Here is a 21,151-nt window from a genome sequence, read left to right as displayed (position 1 = left end):
GCTCAAATGTTATCCAGCTAGTCTTGGATAAACCAATTTTTAAGGAAGTATAACGATGTCCAATACTAATAATCATGATGAAAGCCTGGGTGATGTAGATAGTGTAGAGGAAAGCTTTGAAGAGTTGATTGAGCAGCTTGATAAAGAAGCGAACTCAAAAAGTAACCCGGAGGAAGAGCATTCTTCAGTTACCCAATCGCCTGGTGAATCTATAAATGAGCCGGCTTTAGACATGGATGAAGGTCAAATTTCCTCGAATGAGTTTGAATCGTTGATGGCAGAAATGGCGGAGTATGATTCTAAGGCAGAATCCCTGCCTGAGGACAATGCCATTAATGAAGTTGGCGATACAGATGGTATAACCCAACAAATTTCAGAGGACGATAGCGTACAGATACCTGAAAACGAAAACGAAAACGAAGATGAGTCATCAGACAGTTCTGATGTCTCAGAAATCAATTCGTTCAATCAAGAAGATAATGTTAGATCATCATTCGAACAGAATCTTGACTTTGATCAGGATGACTTGGATAAGGAATTTATTAATACTTCAGAGGATGTGACTATTACTGAGAATGAAAGTGCTAATGACGCAGTAGAGAGGCAAAATGAATATCAAATGCAATCTGGGCCCAATAACTCTGAAGAACTAGTTCAATACTTAAACTCGTTAAACGCTAGTCAGTCACAACAGACAAACCGACATCAAGCTGCGCCGGGTGCTTCCTTGTCACAGGGCTACACTCAAGGTAAAAATGTCGGAGGAGCATTAGTTGATATAAGTTCTACGGTAGCAGGGGCTGCATTCGGATTAACCGGAGCATTGATCAAGGGTGCTGGAAGTGCTGCTAAGAATGGAATTTTAAGATTATCAGGCTCCCCTTCCAAAAATGATGATACTGCTCAAGAAACAGTTGCCACTCTTGAAAACATTGTTCCTAATTATTCCGGAGATAATGATGTTTTTGAAGAGCAGTTAGATAGTCTTGCTGAGACGCTGCAAACGATTGGTGCGCAACAACCATCGGAAAGAAACATAGATGAAATGAAAGATGTAATAGGGGATATACAGTCAGAGCTCGAGAAATCAGATGAAAACTTCCAAGCGGCAACTGTTAGTAAAATTGAAGAAGCATTGCACAGTATTAAAGAAGACCCGGTAACCCATCCTGATGAGCAAAGCGAGCTTGATGATAAGACTAAAGCACTTCAGGAACTCATAGAGAAGGTCTTAGAATCAATTAAAAAGATGTTTGGTAAGAATTCCTCAGATACCGCAGAAATGTCCAATTAATCAGGCTACTTACTTCTAAGTTTTTTATACTCAGTTCGGTACAAAAAGTGATACCGAACTGAGAATGCTTTAGTTATAAAGCTACTCTTTTCTACTCAGTTTATCTATCTCTCCCCATAAAAGATCAACGTCTCCAGGGTCTGTAGCAATAGGCTCACTGGTATACTGTAATTCTTCCTTAACCTTTTCAGCTGAAAGCTCTGAAAGCTTCTCAGCCACGTTTTTATCAACACCCATCTTTTGGGTCATTTGCGACATGTTTTGCTTGAGGGCTTCGATAGCGTCAATATTTAAGTCGGTATCAAATTCATAAATAAATTCATTCTCAGCTCTGTTGAGTGCTTCTGTTGATACATCAGAGGTCTCGACTTTGGGGTCCCTTATAGCAACAGATTCCACTGAATTACCTTCGAAAAGTTCATCTTGAGCTTCGTCGTGATCAGAATATTTTTCTTGAAAGGGTTGTTCTTCAGGTTCACTTTTTATATCGGTATGACTTGTAAGCGACTTAAGCTTCTGATTGAGTTCTGAATTTCGTTTAGAGTTTTTATTCTCATGGCCAATTAGTGCATAAATCCAATCAGTGCCGTTGCCTATCTCGACGTCACCGAGGTCAACATAGTTAGTTGACTTAGGAAATTTGGATCTGTCTATCATGTACTTTAAAGATTTAGCTATTTCTACTTCCTGAAGCAAACTTTCAATCTCTTTTTGAGATGGAGGAAGAACTTCTAATAATCTGTTTATTCGAAAGTTTCGAAGCCTGCTTGTGTCCATCTTGATGTTAAAAAGCTGTGCCTTTACTATGTTTGCGTTTTGAAAAATTATACCTTCACCTGTTGTTTGCTCTTTCACATCGAGCCAGTTCAGACGATCCACCTCTTTAATCTGGGCAGAAAAGTTTTGACGATATAAGGATGTTCCATGGCTCTCTTCCCAGCCGCTGCTTTCTGCAACACTCATAGTTCCAGCAAGATCTTTAAACCAATCCCAAGTCTCTTTAACGTCTTCCTGTGGACCCAGTATTTTAAGGCGCGTATTCCCGAAAATCTGAGTAGCTTCTTCCTTAGAGGCTTTTATAAATCCGGCCAGATCCTGACCGCTGAATGTAACTCCTATACCCAGTCCTCGACCCTGAGTTGCTGCAACCGCAAACCCATCAATCGCCACCTCGGCATATTCATCTATGATAATCTGGCTTGGGTTTTTCTTGTCGATTGGCAGGTTATTAATTACATCATCAATGTCGCCTTCACTTTTGTCACCAAGTCCCGTGGATATAGCCACGCGAATGCCGGAGAGAGCAATCTTTCCTTGTACTTGTTTTTGGTCATTAGATTGTTCAGAGGCAGGTACAAATACACCAAGTACCCGGTTGTTGAGAATAATGTCCCGAAAGTCAATTTCGCCCTGTTCACACTCGAAGATGTGAGCATATGAACTACCTAATTCAATAAGGGGCTTGGCAACGTAACCAAGACCAAACCCAAATTGCCTATGCACCTCTTGCGGTTGTTTGTTGCCGTTTTTCAGCATGTCGACGTTTTCACTGTTGAAACCTGGTAAACCGCTTTCAAGATAACGTCGCAGCGCCCTCTTTTTAGCAGTAGATATTTTTATAGGAATGTCAGTAATTTCACCAGTTTGTTCATTCAAAAGTGGAATAACGTGCTCGCAATGTTCAGGGTATGCTAGCTTACAAAGCATCGGAATGGAGAACCATTGACCAATTAGTGTGGGAGTAATATTAACAAGCTTTTGATCCCTCAACTCAACGACTGCCGGCAGAAAGGCCTTTAAACCAGCCACGGCTTTATCTCTAAATACTTGATTCTCACCTTCTCCAGGCGGCATCATATCCTCAAGAAATTGTTGAACAATTGAGGCTGTCCCTATCGCGAACATGCCGCATGTGTTTGATACTCGTTGCCAGTGTGCTTGTTTAACCTCTTTGTTTCCTGTTCGATAATTCATAATTCGAATTGAATCTTCTCTACCTGTTTTTCTACCAAGATAAAACAGTTTTTCGAGGCCATCAGGAGCTGCTTTTGCATCAACATAGATCAAGGCGCCACCGGACATAAAGCTACTGGCTGCGGCGTAAGACCATAAAAATTCAGTTTTACCGCCACCGGTAGTCGAGATAAATAGCATATGTGTTAGCTGGTCGTTTGGGACAATCCATAGTTCTAATTGGGTGCCCAATTCGTTACCCATGTGGATTGAGCCTTGTGCCTTTTGATAGGCATATCGATTTGCTACCGCTAATTCGTGGTAGTCAGTCTTATTCAACCATCGAGGCAACTTTAAAGGTAACGTTTGCAGCTTTTTAAAAGATATTCTGTTGTTTACTAATAGAAATACTAAAAGCAAACTTATGGCCGGCCAAAGAACTGGAAAAATAAGCAATAATACAATCATTGCAGCATAAGCCAATGAAAGAGATTCTCTGTTCCTGACTTCATGAATCAGGATTACCAGCCAGTGTCTGTGGTCTACATATCGTCTTTTAGTATCAATAGCCCTATCTTTTGAAGGCGCTCTTGTTTCAAGCATCTTTGATATCCTCCTCTGAGGCAATTAACCAGCCTTCAGTAATTCCGAGAAACTTTTCCAGGCCTTTCACCGCTGCAAGGATATGAGGTTTTTCTAAACCCATACCCACACTTCGCTCCCTAAGAAGGTGCGCTCTGACAGCGGCTGACTCGCTCCACGCCTTTTGACCACCTTCTTGATCGCAATTAAACCAAAGGGCGCGGTCAGTATGTTTTATCCAATACATGTTGCTGAAATAAAGCTTACCTTTAGTTCTAGCCTCTTCGATGAAGCTGGAAATCAGTGTGAGCTCGTAACTATGTGCAGCTATCAGTCGTTTGAATTGTGGACGTTCTTCACAGCTTTCGATGATGCTGTTAATTTCCGCGTCATCAATATAGGTGAGTTTTTTTGTACCTTTCAGGGTAAACCGCTCATTAATTCTTTTGTTAAGCTCAAGAGCTTGTTTGACACCGCCAGAATCGACACCTTTCATAAACAAACTGCAAATAGCCAGAACAGCTCGCCGTTCTAACCGCATGTCTCTCCAATTCGTATATTTTTCACCTAGCTGTTGTACAAAAAAATGCTGAGCGTTTTGCTTTAAAAAGCTGCACCGCCTATGTATTACCGGTATACCGGTATCCGTATTTGAGAGATTCTTTTCAATGTAAAAATATCCTTTCTTCTTGCTAAGTGACTTATCAAATGTAGGTACCATGGTTTCGTCAGTAGGCATATCAAGATGATCAACGTCATGTACTAAGATTAAGCCGTTTTCAATTGCATTGATTATTGGGGATTTCTCTCTCGCAAGGTTTCCTTCATCGGGGTCTTGTTCAATCAAATCCTGAGCTATAACGGGATTGAGATGCGGGTAGTAGAGAGATGCCTTTTTATAGAGCATGTCTAGATCGTATTTTTTTGTGAGCCCTTTTTGGCGTTGGCTTCGCCAAACCCGGACACCAGAAAAAACCAAAATAATAATCAAAAAAGGCCTTAGGTTTTGTCCTAAGAATTCGAGATACAAGAGTGTCTCATTCCATTCCATGAAGTTAGGGTTTGAGCTATACAAAGTTGCCGCTAGATTAGGCGCGTTTGTTGAATCCAGTCCCGGTGCGAATAGAGCAGCTATAGCCGAGCCTATATCTCCTGTTTGAAGCAATACCCTTAGTATTTCAATATTAAATCTTGCGAATGCCAAAATACTATAGTTGATGTAATCCTTTGAAAAATACCAACCCATAAAGCACATGAGACTAATTGCTGCAGCTCCATATAATAGTGAGTAGTCATTGTCTGCATCATGTCCCTTAGCCATTGTCTAACCCCTTATATTGCTTAGTGCAAGCAATACACGTTAGTAAGCTGATTACTAAAATAGATATTGAGGAATAGCTTTGAATTGAGAAAATATGTCCATTTGATAAGGAAAATATAAATAAACCTAAGCATAACGCTAAAATACCTGTACATAATCCAAATGTGCAAAGTAGCCGAAATTTAATTATCTTAACTTCTTCAGCAGTTACCCTATTTTTTTTTGTCTTTTCTTCATGCTTGGGGTGAGTGAATTTTTTTATCCCATCAGATAGAATGCTGTAGCTGTATCGAGTAAACGCAAACATTGGTACATCGCCAGGCATAAGACCTTTTCTAAAGTTTGTCTTTAAATTTCTAGTGCCGGAAATTCTTTGTAAATTGTTTAGAAAAAATCCGTTGTCAGAATGTTTTAGGCCAAAGTCCTTAACGGCTCCATTAGATGATAGAGATCTTCTATAATAAGCCTCCAGCTTCATCTTAATTCTTTGAGCCTGCTCTAAGCTCAATGCTCTAAATAGGTGTTCACGCTCATGTATTTCATTACTATAGTTATCTTTAAATTCGAAGTTAGCATTGTAGAAATCACCTTTATCGAATTTGTTTAAGTATAATTGGAAAAGCCAATCAAATATCGTCACTTCGAACCTCTGCATTTTTAATTGCTGCATTGACTACACCGAAAAGGTATGTTTGGTAACGTTTCTCAATAATGTTCACTAATGGCAAACTCTCACCTTCTAAACTTAGTCTTTCAGACTTGTTTTTTCTGATTTCGTCTTCAGCAATGCGTTTATATAGCGCTGATAAATCAACTAGGAAACTTTGCTGAATAAATTGTAGTTGACTGTTATCAATTTCATACTTAAGCAATTCGCTAAATGCCTGATGAGTTATATCTAACATAGCTTTTGTATGCTTTTTGAATTCGGACTCGGAGTCAATGAAGGTTTTTGCTGTTAAACCGGTTGAAATGAGAAAATGGACATTAAAATTACTAACCCTGTGCCCTGTTTGTTCGGATACATCTGTTAAACACAGCGCTTGATTTATAAGAGTAACAAGTGTTTTTTCGTTAATATCTTCAAGCCGATCGTTAATGGCCGCAGACTCAACGCATTTTAAAATCGCGGTTCTTAGTATTGCTGACTTTTGCCCGGCGTCATCGGGGTTAATGTTTCCATTCAAGTCCCCAATTAATTCTGTTGATAGGTTTCTGATTAGCTTCATCATCTGTTCAAGAGCTTCATCAGGTTCATCAGAGGTACTTAGGGCAGCACTTATCAGTGGTAACCCTACCCGAAGTCCATTAAATGAACGCCTTATGTCAATCGCAGGTCGCGACATATTGTCGTCTAAAGAAGGGTCGTCCTTTTGATGAATTGCAGATGCTTCTTCGTTTGTATTTTGTATGTCATTAGGCAAACATTGCTCACGCAGTGCTAAAGCAATCGCATCTTGTACTGCTGAATTCATTAGTTCATACCCATGTCAGTGTTGTTCAGACTCAACTGGGATGAGACGCTTTCTTCATGTGCAGATTTGACTGTTGCTTTAGCCGGTAAGTGCATTTCAAGGCTCTTCACATCTTCGATATAGATGGTGTCTGATGACCGCTCCAATGATGATTGCTTACTAATATTCATTGTTTCATCAATCACATAGGTCAAGCTAATAAGCTGATTGATAAATAGATGTTTAATAACATCTGGCTCGTATTCATGCATGTTCACGCATAGTCGTTCACCAAGCACACCTTTGGTGCTTTCAACAATGCTAAATAGTTCAGAGCCTTGAAATAGCGCGGACTGTGCGCTGGCACCAAATACCATCGCTTCGTTGCGTTTCTGGATGATTGATAAATAACCGTAGCAGCCAAGAGCAAACCCTTTACTAACAGAGTACTTATCTTGGCCAATACCTTGTAGCGTAGTTATTCCCTTGAGTTGGGTGTACTCAGAAACGACATCTGATAGGTGCTGAAGAATATAAAGAGAGCCGGGTGCCTCTTCAAAGCCACACTTGCAGGAGGTATTGATACCATCATCTAACGACCCGTAGGTAAGTCTCCTGCCACAAAGTGGACACAGCTTCAGTATTGGATTAATTTTCTTTGAATAAGACATAAAGACCACATTGCAAAAGTAACAAGTTGATGGTCTTTGTATTTAGGTTAGCAAGCAATGAAATAAGCTCGTTATATCGGGATTGTATGCCCTGACTCTAAGGTGTGTCAGGGCATATTTAAATTTACATTCCCATGCTCGGCTGGTTAGTTGGGTTATGTTCCGATTGATTATGTTCACCAAGCAGGGTTTCCCAATCAACATCATCGTCACTATTAGATGCCTCATTAGCCGCTTGTAGGAGTTGCTTATTAAGTTGCTCCGCGCGGTTGGTAAGCGTTAATAGCTCTGACTCTTTTTCGAATGGCTGATGAAGCTCCTGCTTAAGGCTTTCTATTCTATTTTCCTCTTTACTGATCTGAGCTAGGCAGTTCTCTTTTTCCTCTAAGAGTCGCGGTAAAAGGGTGGGGAGGTCTGATAATTGCGCACCCACATAGGCGTTATTTGAAACTTTCACAGTCTCTTTGCCAACGTAGGCTTTCAGCGTGTACCCCTTTTTGCCATCGGATCTTTCTTCTAGTCTAAATTTAAGCTCTAAGTCACCAAATTTGCCGGCATTCACGATAAGTTGAGGTGACTTATTACCCTCCATCTTTTTGAACACTGACTTTATAGCTTCTGCACCACTTTTCAGGTCCTGGCCGAATGACTTACCTTCAAATTCAAAGCTTGAGTTATCCGGTAGCTTATCAATAAATGTCTGGATAAATTCAAGATGCTTATGCTGCGTCACGATGAACCTTTCTGAATAGGTAATAGAACCTTGCATCTGTCGCTTTCCATCAATGTGAGAGCGTTTCAGGCGCTCTAAGCGTTGTAGATCAGCATCAACCTCTATTTTATCTTTGATCAACGTATTACCGGTAGCAATGGCCATCATTTCACTGTAAGTGGCATCTGCTTCTTCGGTATATTCACGTGGAGCCAAATGTGGTTCCAGCTTTGTTTGCATGATAAAGGAAGCTTTGCGTTTCATCGTCTCCCACTGAAACAAATCAAAGCTATTTTCGGTGGTATATCGATAAACATTTACCTCATCGTTTAAATTTCCGTGGCGCTCTATTCTTCCTAGCCGTTGCTCTAAGTCTCTTGGGTTCCAAGGTGGAGTCAATTCGTGCATGGCAACTAAGTTCGTTTGTATGTTGTTCCCAACACCAAACCGCTCAGTGGTTCCAATGGCAACAAGATATTTGCCACTATTCATGCCATCCTCAAAATCTTTTTTCTGAAATTCACTGACAACTTGCCGGCTGTCGATAATTTTGTCGCGAGGGATACCCCCATCAACTAATTTGTCGATGAGAGTGTCATACACGCTAAACCCAGCTGCAGTTGGATTAACAAACCTGTCAATAAAGACCAACTGGGCTCTGGGTGTCTCACTTTCTGGTTTATGTTCAGCCAAAATATTCTGAGCTGCTTTGGAGATTTTGCAGCCCGTAGCTTCAGGTATGGTTGGATCAACGCAGCGCATGTCCATCGCAGCTAACTGTGAAGAATGCTGTATTGCAAACCAGGACTCTTCTTTAGAGCCTTGCCGAAATGAGGTCGCCCGTTTTGCTATGTTTTTCATATAAGCCGAGAAGAATTCATTACCCTGGCATTTAACACCAATTTTAGTTGACTCAGGCTTTACCACTCCTGCCATCTCAGCTGTAACGACATCGGCGACAGTTCTATATAACTGACCCAGCTCAGGTAAATTGTTAAATTTTGCCAAGCGTGAGTTTTCTCTATAGCCAGTTCCTTCCGGATTAGCCTCGATGGTAGTGACTACCTCACCAAACACTGACATAAAGGCATCGAAGTTATCAACGCCAAGCTTTTTCAGTTCATCAGGCGCTAAAACATACAGATTTACATACAGGTCGCTCATCGACTTTCTGATGTCAGTACCGGTGGCCCATACAACGCCCCGGTTGTTATTCATATCCTGAATAAATCGAGTCATAAATAACATGTTCATCGCACGCTTAGATTCTTGTGTGTTAACACCGTTGACGTGAGCCATGTTGGAAGGTGAGCCGAGGTTAAGAAAGTTATCAGCCTCATCCACCAGCAAGGCATCTATACCTAACTGGTCAAGGTAAAGCACATTGTCCTTTGAATCCTGGTCGAGTCTTTTTTGAAGTTTTGTTTCCAGGTTTTTCAGTTTTTGCTGAGCGCGTTTGTTTGTAAACGTACCTTGGCTATCCTGATTATCTATTACGCTTTGTAGCTCCCAGATTTGTTTTTGTAACTGATTGTCAACGAACTGCTTAGGTGCGCTGAGCTTATCCAATGTGCTATGGGCTACAACCACGCAATCCCAGTTCCCAGTCGCAATTTTGCTCGTTAACTCATGGCGTTGCGTCTTATTCATTTTCTTAGGGTCAAGGCTCAGGACCCTAGCGTTAGGATAATGTTGCTGAATGCTGCGACTCAATTGACCGAAAACGTTGTTTGGCACCGCTACAACTGGCTTTTGATGTAAATTACGGGCTTTCCCTTCGATTGCAATTGAAGCCAATTCAAATGATTTTCCGGTACCTACACCATGTGCTAAAAGCGCCCGTCCTTCTTGAAAGTAACGCATAATCGTATTGCGTTGTGTTTGACGAGGAGTAAATGGCTTCCCATTAAAAGTTGGGCTTAGGCCTGTGAACTGAATACCAGAACCATCATATTTAGCTTCTACAAATACATTGAATCGGTTGTTGTAAACCTGCGTTAATAGCGCCTTTCTTTCAGGGTCGTTCCAGACCCAACTGTTGAATAGCTCTTTGATATCCTGTGCTTTAGAGTTAGCAATTGCAGTTTGGTCTATATTAACAACTCGCTTGTCTTCAACAGTGTCACAGATTTCAATTTTACTACCATTTAGCACCTTTTGAATTAGCTCAGATGCGCTAATACGTTCCGTGCCGTACCTGTTTCGCGCCCGCCCGTCATTTTGAGAGATAGTCCAGTCGCTTACCCCGACTTGCCAATCTGCACCTATAAGCGAAACTTTGAAATTAGGGTTTGCTTCACCAGGAAATGGCGAGGACTCTCCTGTAATAACCATTTCAGTAAACCGGCTTATAATTTCAGTAGGAACCCAGCCGCTACCCAAACGTAACTTAATTTCTTCTGCAAGAACCGGCTCCGGCATCGCTTCTTCAAGCGCTTCTACGTTTTGTTGAAAACTTGAATCTAACTCTACTGCAGCTTTCGCACTTTCAAGTTTTTCAAGAATATTTCCAGAAAGATACTGCGAGCGGTGTACCCACTTGTTTTGGCTTGGGTCAACAAACAACGTGCCCACGTTTTCTTCGGTGATTTGTTCCCAGTTCTTGCCAAGAAGTTCACTAACAAATGAGGGGGTTATCGTTCCATCCCACGCCATTGATATAGCAAAAGCTTCATCTGCGCTATCAGCATGGGTTGGGCGACTGTTTTTGCCGATCGTTCTTTCGCTAAATACGTTTGTCTTGACAATTTTTTGAGTTGATTTATCAACGATTTCAAGACCCATTAGAAGGGGATAATCAGGATCTTCCTGAAAGGCCTGCTTTGTAGTGCTCTCGCTCAGGTTCTCAAATTTCTTTACATGTTGGTCATAAAGAGTGTTAAGTCTCGTAATAGATTCTGCCAATTCTTCAGGCATACCAGTCGTTTGCATTTGCAGACTAATATGCGCACGAAGATGGTCTCGAATTCCTATCAAGCTTGATAGTCTTTCAGCCTTCTTACCTTTGACATTGATTGGCTCGAACGTTAAATCATAATCCTCTGTTTCCGGATTATAAGTTGATACAGCAACTCCTAATTGATCTCCAGCCATCGTAAATGAGCCAGGGCGAAGGTGGTCATCTATCAGCGTGATAATTTCCTCACTCTTAGTTTCCTCAATAACAATGGAAGCATCCTTTTTGCGGGTAGGCTTTGGAGATGGGGCGCCTTCAAGAGCACTGTGTAAAGCTTCAGCCACATTGCCATCGTATAAGCTTGAAAGCTCATAGCCATACTGTCCTCGCACAGAAACCGTATTGCCAATTATCATTTGAGGGTTCTTCACGTAATAGCCATTGATACTGTGAGTATGGATATCGCCATTTCTATCCTCAGCATCAATAGTCTCAGTGTTTAGCCAGTCTGAGCTTAAAGGCTCCTCTCCGGGCAGACGCTTTCTAAAAAATACAACGTCGGCGCCTACATGAGTATTTGCATACTTTGAGAATGTTTTTGAGGGGAGTCGGACTGAAGCAACCAAGTCTGATGACTTATAAACGTGCTGACGAGCAGCATCATCAGCTTTGTCCATGGTGCCTGTGGAAGTTATAAATGCGACTATCCCCCCAGGCTTGACCTTATCGATATTTTTGACAAGAAAATAGTCATGAATTTTATATCCATATTGTGCATAGTCAGGGTCAAATACAGAATAATTTCCAAAAGGAATGTTGGACGTTATCAAGTCAAAATAATTGTTAGGTTGCTTTGTCTTTTCAAAGCCACCTTGTTTGACGATTTTCTCTCCGTGTATTTGCTGAGCTATACGGGCTGTAACAGTGTCTAGCTCGCGAGCTGTAACGTTTGAGTTTTCTTTAAGCTCTTCGGGCATCGTTGACAAAAATGAGCCAATTCCAGTAGAAGGATCACTAACTTCTCCCCCGACAAAGCCGAATTTACTAGCGCCAAAATAAACCTCCTTGATAATAGAGGGCGGCGTGTAGAAGGCGGTCAATGCAGATTCTTTAATAGAGCTGTACTCTTGTGCGGAAACTAACTCTGTTAGTTGCCTGCGCTGTTGGGAATACAGGTAGTTCGTATGATCAAACATGCCGGGCATGCCACCCCAGCCTGTGTAGTGGGCAAGAGCATCTTTTTCTTCTAAAGTCGCTTCACGCTGTTCCTCATCGATGAGCTTGCTAATGCGCAGCGCTTCTATGTTCAGCTCAATTTTTTTAGGTAAAGTACCAATGTTGTCTTCAAGATTATCTGGGTAAGAATAGGTTACAGTTCGCTCGCTGGTAGGTGCTCTTTGAGCACTCCCTGCATTGCTTGGTCCTTTATGTACTGATGGTACGCTACCTGCTCGTGATAGTCTGTCCCCTGTGGAGGCGGAGTCGTCGACTCTAGAGCCTCTATCTTCTTGGTTAGCTGTAGCTGCAATAGTTGCGTTTTGTTCTTCAGCCATTCCTCCCATTTGCCGGTCGCTTGCAATTGGCTCTGCTGAACCGGACAAAACGTCATCATGTATGTCTCTATGTCTCTCTGCATCTGCATTTTGTTCTTCCTCACGAGCTTGATTAACTAAGGTCTGTACCGCTTCTTGAGCATTGGCAATGGTTTCGTATGGTTCAGTCTTTTGTGTTTCATCAAAATAACTGTACTTATTGTCTGCAATATAAAGCTCATAGCCCATAAATTCATGTTGGCCATTTGCTTCTATCTCTTCAAGCATAGATCTGACTGATGTTTCAGCCATCTTGTTATAAGCAAAATCCTTGATATTGGCGTCGTTATAATCATTTTTAAAAGGCTGATTTAGTAATTGCTTGATAGTTCCGTTAGCATTATCGAAGAATTGACGACTTCTGGCTTCAACTTCACGAAAGTCATACTCAAATACAGATTCAATTTTGTGTGCTGTCGACGACTCTTCACCAAGCATAACGGTGCCATCTTCAGGGTAAGTATCTTCAGCGACAACCTCAATTGTTACATTTTCACCATCAACTAAAACCAGTTCTTGGCCAGCATGGAAAACAGGCTCGGGATCTTGTGTAGCGTGATGGTCTAACAGCATATTAAGAGATGGGTAAGTGCTTCCGTCTCTCGTTGAATAAGATACTTTTTCGCCGATAAAATTAATGCGTACATCGCCATGGAGAATCACGTCTTTTTCAGAACTTTCAAGTTCATCAAATCTCACGTGGCGAGTGGCAATATAGCGACTTTCAGGACTTTGCTGATTGAGAATTTCACTAAGAGTGCTGGTGCTGGCCAACTTCAATAGAGTTGCTTCGTTTACTATATCAAGCTCTGCTGCAGAAACGGTCAGATGAGTTGAGTCCATTCCTGGCTCGAATCCAAACTCAACGGCCTTTGATAGCGCCTTTTCAAAATTGCGGCTTAATACATTAGCCTTTGTTTTTTTGAGTTCTTCACCGTACCACTGGATAACTTCTGATGGATCGTCAGGTGAGGCAAAATGTTTAAGTGCTGCCAACTCATTTTCTTGAACTAATTCAGAGTCGCCCGTTGCGAAAAGTCTACCCGCGGTTCTGGCTTGCACTTTTGAAACTGCGTTCCCAGCGAGCACACTTCTGTCATTAGAGCTGGTGTCATTGGCGAGTATGCTATTGAACTCTTTTAAATGGAGTAGGGGCATCGATTCAATTCGTGCGATACCATTAGCATCTCGAGGGTCTAGCAAATCAATATCAATGTCTAAAGCTAATGCATCTTTTGTTTTAGCAAACTCGGACATTTCTAAGGTAAAAATAAATCGGCCCGACTCTTTATCAATCAATGAGTCACGCGCTGAAGCTGATTGGAGAATTCTATACTCCCAGTCCGGTTTAACCGTGACCTGTTCGCCGTCAACGTTACTGACAACACCGACTCGACCGCTTGAGTGAACCACCAGCTTGCCTTCACCTATTTCATTTACAGGGGCAATTTGAGCTTCCTCTGAAATTTTATCGATTGGCGCATCACTGTCCAACATATCGAATAAGCCGCCACTGACGGTGGCTTGCGGCTCTGGTGTTTCAACTATCGCTTGTTCTGCAATTGGATTTGTTTCAGCCATAACCGGCTCAGCTTGCATCTGCTTGGCTTCTTTTAAAGCAGTGATGGTGGAAGGGTAGTTCGCATTTATGTTGATCGGTATAGACTGAGCCACGTGGGTTAGTTTCTCAGTAATCGATTGTTTAAGAGATGCTTCAATCCGGGATAAGGCAACCACTGCTTTCTGTTTTGCCGTTGCCTCGATTTCATCTGTGAGGAGGGAGGCAAGTTGATCTGTTTGATCATTGGTTAGGCCGCCATCTTGTAAATTGCGGATGAATGCTAACTGCTCAACCTTATCTGCTGATTCATCTAGAGCAAGTTCATCCAAAATCGGATCCAGGTCAGAAAATTCGTAGCCTTTGGCACGGTATAATTCTACGAATTCACTTGTGTACTGAAAGCGTCTTGTATTGACTTCCCCTGTTGCTTCGTCGTACTCAATTGCTGAAAAGCCCCGCTTTGCTGGACGAATTAGAGCGCTATTACCTTTCGCGTCACGAAATCCAAGATAGCCGGTCGACTCCACGAATTTCTCAACTGGTATAGACAGTGCCTTCATCGCTTTGGGTGAAACAGGTGAATAGCCATGCTGTGCTATCCAGAATTGGTCGAGTGGTTTATTTAGCCCAAGTAGTTGGTCGTTTATTACAGTATGATATGAAACGTCCAGAGGTAGTTGAACTCTATCTATATGTGTACCCTTTGGAATTGAATATGTGTAGGCTTTGGAAGCATACTTGGCTTCTTCAATACCGACCACATAAGCATCGCTCAAATCTACGTTGCTCAACACTCCGCGCGTTTCTGGGCTAAGCAGATTGATGCTTTTTAGCGAGTCTGCAAGTTCGGTTCTTATCTTAGCGTTATCAAATTGTTTGCGCTTATATTGGGTGACCTGACTGATATTTAGTACTGTGCTATCAGTAATATTACTAAGGTCTCGATATACGTATCCAGGCAGAGCAACATTTTTATCGAGGCTTGAAACTGCATCGGCTATATAATTATATTGAGCAACTTTCGTATGAGTAGCATCTTTGAGCTCAACCAGTTTTTCCACGATTTTCCGCGCATACATCTTATTGTGGCTGGTCGTACTGACGTTAAGTATCTCAGCATATTCTTGCAACGTTGGGATATCTAACGCCGCTATTTCAGTCTCCGACATGAAAGTCAGTTCTTTCCTCACTTTCCAAGTCGCCTTAATCTTTTCAGCAATTTCTACTTTAGAGTTTGATGCGCTGACATCGGCCACATGATGAAGATCAGCCAAAAGCAAATATTCATCAAGCGAATATTTGTCAGTGATATCCAGTTCAGCAATAGAATCCAAGGGTTCGCCCTGAATCTGATTAATCGGTTGATAAGCGCTTGTAGAGCCCAAGTAATCAGTAAAGGGGAGCAATTGAGAATCTGGGGTTGTCGGCTCTGCGCGGCGCACAACCTTTAGCAGGTTTTCAAATTGGACTTCAAGGTCAATGTCTTTCTTAAAGCCAGCGTTTGGAATAAATCCGCCCACTTTGGTAGCGGTGTAATGGTCATGAGTAATCTCAACGACACTGTCAAATATGTCCTGATACATCTGCTTGAGAGAGTTAAAACCGGCTTCTTTAAGCGATGCATTTAGCGATTTCCGATCGATGCTCCCTGTTTCATTAGAAAAGAATGGATTTTCCTCATAAGCGAAACCTTCAGGTTTGAAATGGTCTTCGTAAAACTCGTGAAAAAGCATTTCAGTTTTTGCACGGGTAGCCATTTCATTTTGTAACGCACTAAGCTTCTCAGACTGGGAAACAGGTGTGTCGCTAAAACTTTCACTATGTTTATCAAAGGCGGATGAAATTATGTTTTTTGTAGGTTCATCGACAATAACATTGAATTTTTGCTCAACACGCTTAACTATTTCATCAATAGATATTTGGTCGCTGAAGTAAGCTGATAACGTTTGCTGTATCTGTGTGGCTGTAGGTTGCACAGAGCTTGATACATCACTATCGTCTGTATCAACTATCGAGGCCTCTAATCGCCGGTAGAGTGCTGTAGCATCGCCAAAGCTTGTGTAAAAAACACGGTTTGTATCAGGCTTCGTTACTACGTACATTCCTCTGCCCTCACCTTGAATTTTATCAAGCATGAGTGGTTCTGATTCAGAGCCGGCATTTTTGATATTTTCGATAGTGGCCAGCTCGATTTTATCGCCGGTTTGTATAATGTATTCACCGGTTTCATCCGTCTGGAATAGAGAAGCTTTGCCAGAATCATACAGTCTTGTAGCAGACTGTTTTTGACCTTCAAGTGTTATTGTGACTGACGGCTCTGACTCTTGAGAATCAACTTCTTCATTTGCAAGGTCACGCTTAAACAGTTCTCGCATATCACGATATAGTTCGTTAACGTGTTTGTATTCAGTGACGTGCAATATATCTTCATTCATCAACTCCTCATTAAACTCACCATCACTAAGGTATGGCTGGGTAGATTGAAAGCCTTTGCTCGAAGTTTTGCCCTTAATGTATTTAGTGAAGCTCTTCTCGGATAACGCCCCCTTTGTTTCCATCAACTCGCTGATGAATGCCTGAAGTTCATTTATCCGGTTGTCGCTAACTATATTGTAGGTGTGATAGTAAGCCGCAGATAAAGAGGTTGGCTTGAAGGTGGCTAAATCCGGGATAGGGTGCAGCGATATTTGACGAAAGTCTGCTTGTAATAGGGTTTTATCAAAACTGCCGTCTTCTTTTTCGTAGCCAATGCAGTCTGGAGAGTCACTAACTAGATCCAGAAATTCATCATGTGAATAACCATTTTCGACAAGCAAGGTAATAGTGTCATTGAGCTTTCGTATCCTAAGCTCAATTTCGGATATTGCTTGCACATTCACTTCTTGAGAGCTGGCGTCTTGTACGTCTTCTAAAGCCTCAGTAGTGTCATGCTCAGAAGTATCCTCCTGTTTTCCAATAGTAGATTTCTCGCTATCTACCTGCTTAATTGCATCTTGGCTTTCTAAAGGCTGTTCAACAGGTTCACGTTTGACACTATTGCTATTCTCAACACTGGGAATAGTCGCATCGACAGCATTGGAGACATTTTTCTCCTCTTGCTCTGATATAAACCCAAACAAATCACTTTGAGGAGATTCCTCAGAAGACGGCACATCAGACTTCGAATTCGCATTAGTTGTTGCTTCAACGCTTTGAGGTTCATCTATTGGCTCTACGGTGTTATCTGGTTGCTCGCTTTCAACCCCCGGAGCTGCGTTATTAGAAGTATGCTCAGTGCTAACGGTTTCTGTACTGACATTTTCTGGCGTTGATTCTATTTCTGGTTTTTGGACAGGCTCTGCAGGTAAAACGTCTTGTTCTTGCTTATCTGTATTTTCTGAAACTTCATCTTCTTGTACGCCGGTCCAATCGTATTTGTCGCCAAGGAAGTACCATACCGGTGCGGCAGCAATGAACTGCTCATCAGAGTAAGTGTCAGTAGCAAATAGGCTTGATGCCTGATGATAAGCCTTGTGTAGCAAACTCGAATATGAAGCTTTTTGTCCATTGGCTTGTTCGGACTGTTTTATTTTTGCGCATAATCCAGCGAACCAGTAGCCGTCTTGCGGAAGCCCTTTTTCCTTCACTGTCAAAAAGGCCTGCATTTTTGCTATGTCTGAAGGCTTAAGGCCAAGCTCTTTAGCACGGTTTTCAAGGCTTCCATCAACAAGCGTTTGTGGCTTGAATTCAGTCGCACTTGCTGTAAATGAAGCGGGTGTATGGCTACCCGTGAGTCGGTTACCTAATGCTTCCTGAACCAGGTAAATGGCTAAGTCATTTTCTACAACAAAGCCTTGCTCTGCATTATCAAAGTAGCCATTGATAAATCCAATGGTGCTTTCCAAATCATCGATAACTTCTTGGGTAAGCTCACCGCGTACCACGAACCCCGGCCCTTCGGTATTTAAACGCTTACCAATATAATTCGCAGGGGCGCCGGTTGCTTCATGTAGTTTGCTGTTTAACACATTCTTAAGTGACGCTGGGGCTACATAGCTTTTAAGTCCAGGGTGATACATGGCCTGCTTACCAGGCATGCACTCCTCAATTGCTGTAGCTATAGGGTCTGCATAAACGCCATTTGAGTGGTCGCGGATAACCAGATATTTTTTTTGTGACTGAGGGGCAACTTTCTCCTCGATTACTACAGGGAATTGGGCTGCAAATTCGCTGACAACATCATCGGTTTCGGTCGATTCAGTTGACTCGGATTCAGATTTTTCACTTCGCTCTGATTTAGTTTTACTGTTATTAACCTGAGACTGATAGTTATTTTGCTCAGTTCTTTTGAATGTTAATCCTGCCTCAATGCGGCTTTTATCCATTTGAGGGTATCGCTCAGTAATTTCTTTGAGCGCCTTTTCAAAGGCAGCTGGGTAGGTTTTGTCGTTCTCAAACTGAAGTCGGGTATTATAATATTCAAGTAGGTTCTGTGGTGCAGGGTGCGCAGCTCCTATCTGGCGCTGGACTTCCTCAAGGCCCGCCAGATGATGCAGGTCGTTGATATCTTTCGGGTCGCTGGAAAGATCCATTCCCTCAAAATTAGGAATCATCCATTTCACGTTGTTTTGCCAAGCAGCATCTAACGCAGCTTTTGCGCCGATGTTTCCATCTTTATGGGCACGGTCGTTATCACCCACAACAATATGGTCACGATTTGGATTGTTGTGGACAGAAACAGCGACAACAGATTTGAGGTTGTTCTTATTGATGCCTATCTTTCCAAAATGACCCGTCGCAGCTACTGCAGAGAGCGTATCAGCCATGCCTTCGGCATAAACTATTGGTCTTATACCATCGTCGTTGCCAACTCTTCCATGGGTGCCTACAGGATTTCCAGTATCTAAGTCATTAAAGACCGTACCTTCTGTAAATACCTTATTCGTTGTCCGACCCTTCTCATCTTTCCAGCCTTTGTCATAGATTTTTTGAAGTCCTGTGAAATTGCCATATTCATCCACCAGCTGATACATGCTAAATGTGCTGCCGTTAGGGGTTTTCGCCGTGCGAAGGTCAATTAAGTCAACATGTGATTGCAAACCTTTTTTAACATTGTAGGGTTCGTTACCGGTTGCTTGTATACCTTGTCCCCAGGTCATCAATGCATCCTGCAATGCCTTTTTAGTCTGTTCAGCTTCTCGTTTGGCTTTTTCTGCGAGTCGCTGTTGGTTATCTGCCTCTCGCTTAGCGATTTCCTCGGGTGAGCTACCACCAGTTTTGACTTTTCCTGTTCCACGCTCACTTTCATACAGGCTGAAGTCATAATCCCCTGATTTGAACTCAGTGAAAAATTCTCCGCCGCCCATCTTCAAGTTTTTAAACTGTAGGTAGATTCCAAGATGTTCTTTATCAGTTCTCTTAGATTTATACCGGTACGTAGAAGCAATGACAGAGCAACTTCCGTTATGGGCAGTTTGCTTTGGGAAAACGTCTTTTTGGCTGGCGTTACTAAGGAACATTTCAGTTCCGGTATACGGAGACGGCATTAATATATTCGGAGCGGTTTTAGCCCAATCAATTCCCGCTTCTTCAGCATATTTTTCAATTTGATCGTAATGCGCGTCCTTCATTGAATTGCCTGACAAACTATACTTTTGCTGTTGCCATTCAGCATAATCAGGGAAGCGAGGCTTAAACTTTTTTTCTATCGCAGTTTCAGGTCTTGCGCTTTGAGATAGTAAGTCGCCCAATTGTTCTTCTACTTGAAGGCGGTTTTTCTCAGGAAAACGCCAGGCTCCCGCTACGTTTTCTCCAGACAGATTTTTAGCAACATTAGAAATTCGCTTATGAAACGGTTGCTCATCAGTTCGACCATTAATATAAATGTAACTGGCTTTTCCGGTTTGTTTTTGTTCGCTGATGTATATTGCCGGGGTACCGGAGAGGTCGGATAATGTGCTTGCCACTTCCTTATAAGCAATAGCGGGGAAGATGTAGCTATTAGTATTCTCTTTATAAAATGGCTTAACGCCGACAGCCGCAGACTCAATACGGCTTTTATAATTATCCAACTCGGTACGAGGCCCTGTGACAGCAAAGCGAGAAAGCCGGCCGCTGCTATCCAGTTGTTGCTCAATTCGTAATGGGTAACCTTTGATGCCCGCAGAAAGAGATTTATTTGCTGTGCCAGGGGTATCGCTGTTAAATGACGGGGCATCGATATCATTATGAATACCGAGTAACCCGCTCACTGAGTTTTGAATCTTAGCTCGTGGCAACGGATGAGCAGAATCAATGCGGTTTGTCTGCTTGTTGATTGAAATGGCGGCCATGCTATATGCTTGGCGTACTTGACCTTGTATCTTCGCTTTATAATGCTGGGCGTTAGCGTATTTACTTAGGTTATTGGGATTGCCATAGTCATTAAAACTTACCCGACTTATTCCGGCAGCCTCGATCACAGCGTTATCTTTCCCAATTTCTCGGTTAAGTCGCGCAAGCATCCTGCGAAACTTATTATCCCCGCCGTTTTCATCATACAAACGCTGTATCGCATCTGAGGCTTTTTCATTTGGATAGGCATAAAACTCATACGGTACAACTGCTTTTTGACCGTTAGGTTGTGTATGCCCAACACGAACCATTAACCCACGTGAGTATCCGGGAACGGATTTGTTAGATGAACCTCGAAGAACATCGGTTAGCTCTTTCCTGAGACCTTTGATGTTTTGTAAGCGGGTGTAATCTGCATCAAGAACACTTGCACCAAGCGTTAGGAACCGATTATTACCGTTTCCTCGTGCAACAGGCTTTCTGTCTACTTTAATGGGAGTAACAAAGGTATGTTTTTGTTCCGGATTCTTGGTCACTGCCGAGGCAAAGTTAGCAGAAATAAATCCAGAGTCCGCATTAATAGTGTTTATGCCATAGGCGACTATATGGGCGCCCACGGGAGCATAGGTTTTGGCTGAGCTATCTGACAATGCAGAAACGAAGTTTTGTGCAGTACTGTTCTTGTTTTGAACCAGCGTTAACTTAGCATCGCTACCGTCCTTTAGGATGCCATAGATATATCCTTTCTCGACGTTATGTCCAGTTATCTGCAGCGTAATAAAATCTTTATTCAAGTTCATAAG

At 42.2% G+C, this 21,151-nt stretch carries 7 protein-coding genes; 1 reads left to right on the top strand and 6 read right to left on the bottom strand.

Annotation, left to right across the window (positions count from 1 at the left end; translation table 11 throughout):
- Positions 1-55: 55 nt before the first annotated feature.
- Positions 56-1,294: a hypothetical protein gene (locus FBQ74_RS18540; RefSeq protein ID WP_139758207.1), complete on the top strand. Its 1,239-nt coding sequence runs from the start codon at positions 56-58 to the stop codon at positions 1,292-1,294.
- 81 nt (positions 1,295-1,375) lie between these two features.
- Here the strand turns inward: FBQ74_RS18540 and FBQ74_RS18535 are convergent, their stop codons facing one another.
- The 6 genes from FBQ74_RS18535 to FBQ74_RS18510 all read right to left on the bottom strand — a co-directional run bounded on the left by FBQ74_RS18535 (position 1,376) and on the right by FBQ74_RS18510 (position 21,148).
- Positions 1,376-3,850: a TraM recognition domain-containing protein gene (locus FBQ74_RS18535; RefSeq protein WP_139758206.1), complete on the bottom strand. Its 2,475-nt coding sequence runs from the start codon at positions 3,848-3,850 to the stop codon at positions 1,376-1,378.
- Positions 3,843-5,150 carry a secretion/conjugation apparatus DotM-related subunit gene (locus tag FBQ74_RS18530; RefSeq protein WP_139758205.1) on the bottom strand — a complete coding sequence of 436 codons (1,308 nt, stop codon included), beginning with the start codon at positions 5,148-5,150 and terminating at the stop codon, positions 3,843-3,845. Before FBQ74_RS18530 ends, FBQ74_RS18535 begins: the two co-directional genes overlap by 8 nt.
- The gene (locus tag FBQ74_RS18525) at positions 5,143-5,820 is read right to left on the bottom strand and encodes a hypothetical protein (RefSeq protein ID WP_139758204.1); all 678 of its coding nucleotides are present in this window, start codon (positions 5,818-5,820) and stop codon (positions 5,143-5,145) included. The genes FBQ74_RS18530 and FBQ74_RS18525 overlap by 8 nt, the downstream gene beginning before the upstream one ends.
- Complete coding sequence (locus FBQ74_RS18520) at positions 5,777-6,625, bottom strand: hypothetical protein (protein WP_139758203.1); 849 nt, start codon at positions 6,623-6,625, stop codon at positions 5,777-5,779. The genes FBQ74_RS18525 and FBQ74_RS18520 overlap by 44 nt, the downstream gene beginning before the upstream one ends.
- Positions 6,625-7,275 carry a hypothetical protein gene (locus tag FBQ74_RS18515; RefSeq protein ID WP_139758202.1) on the bottom strand — a complete coding sequence of 217 codons (651 nt, stop codon included), beginning with the start codon at positions 7,273-7,275 and terminating at the stop codon, positions 6,625-6,627. The genes FBQ74_RS18520 and FBQ74_RS18515 overlap by 1 nt, the downstream gene beginning before the upstream one ends.
- A 124-nt stretch (positions 7,276-7,399) precedes the next feature.
- Positions 7,400-21,148: an N-6 DNA methylase gene (locus tag FBQ74_RS18510; RefSeq protein ID WP_139758201.1), complete on the bottom strand. Its 13,749-nt coding sequence runs from the start codon at positions 21,146-21,148 to the stop codon at positions 7,400-7,402.
- Positions 21,149-21,151: the final 3 nt, after the last annotated feature.

This window comes from Salinimonas iocasae, from assembly GCF_006228385.1.
In the GTDB taxonomy this organism is placed as follows: domain Bacteria; phylum Pseudomonadota; class Gammaproteobacteria; order Enterobacterales; family Alteromonadaceae; genus Alteromonas; species Alteromonas iocasae.
The sequence above is the reverse complement of the archived record's forward strand: the minus strand, read 5'-3'. Positions and strand labels throughout refer to the sequence as shown.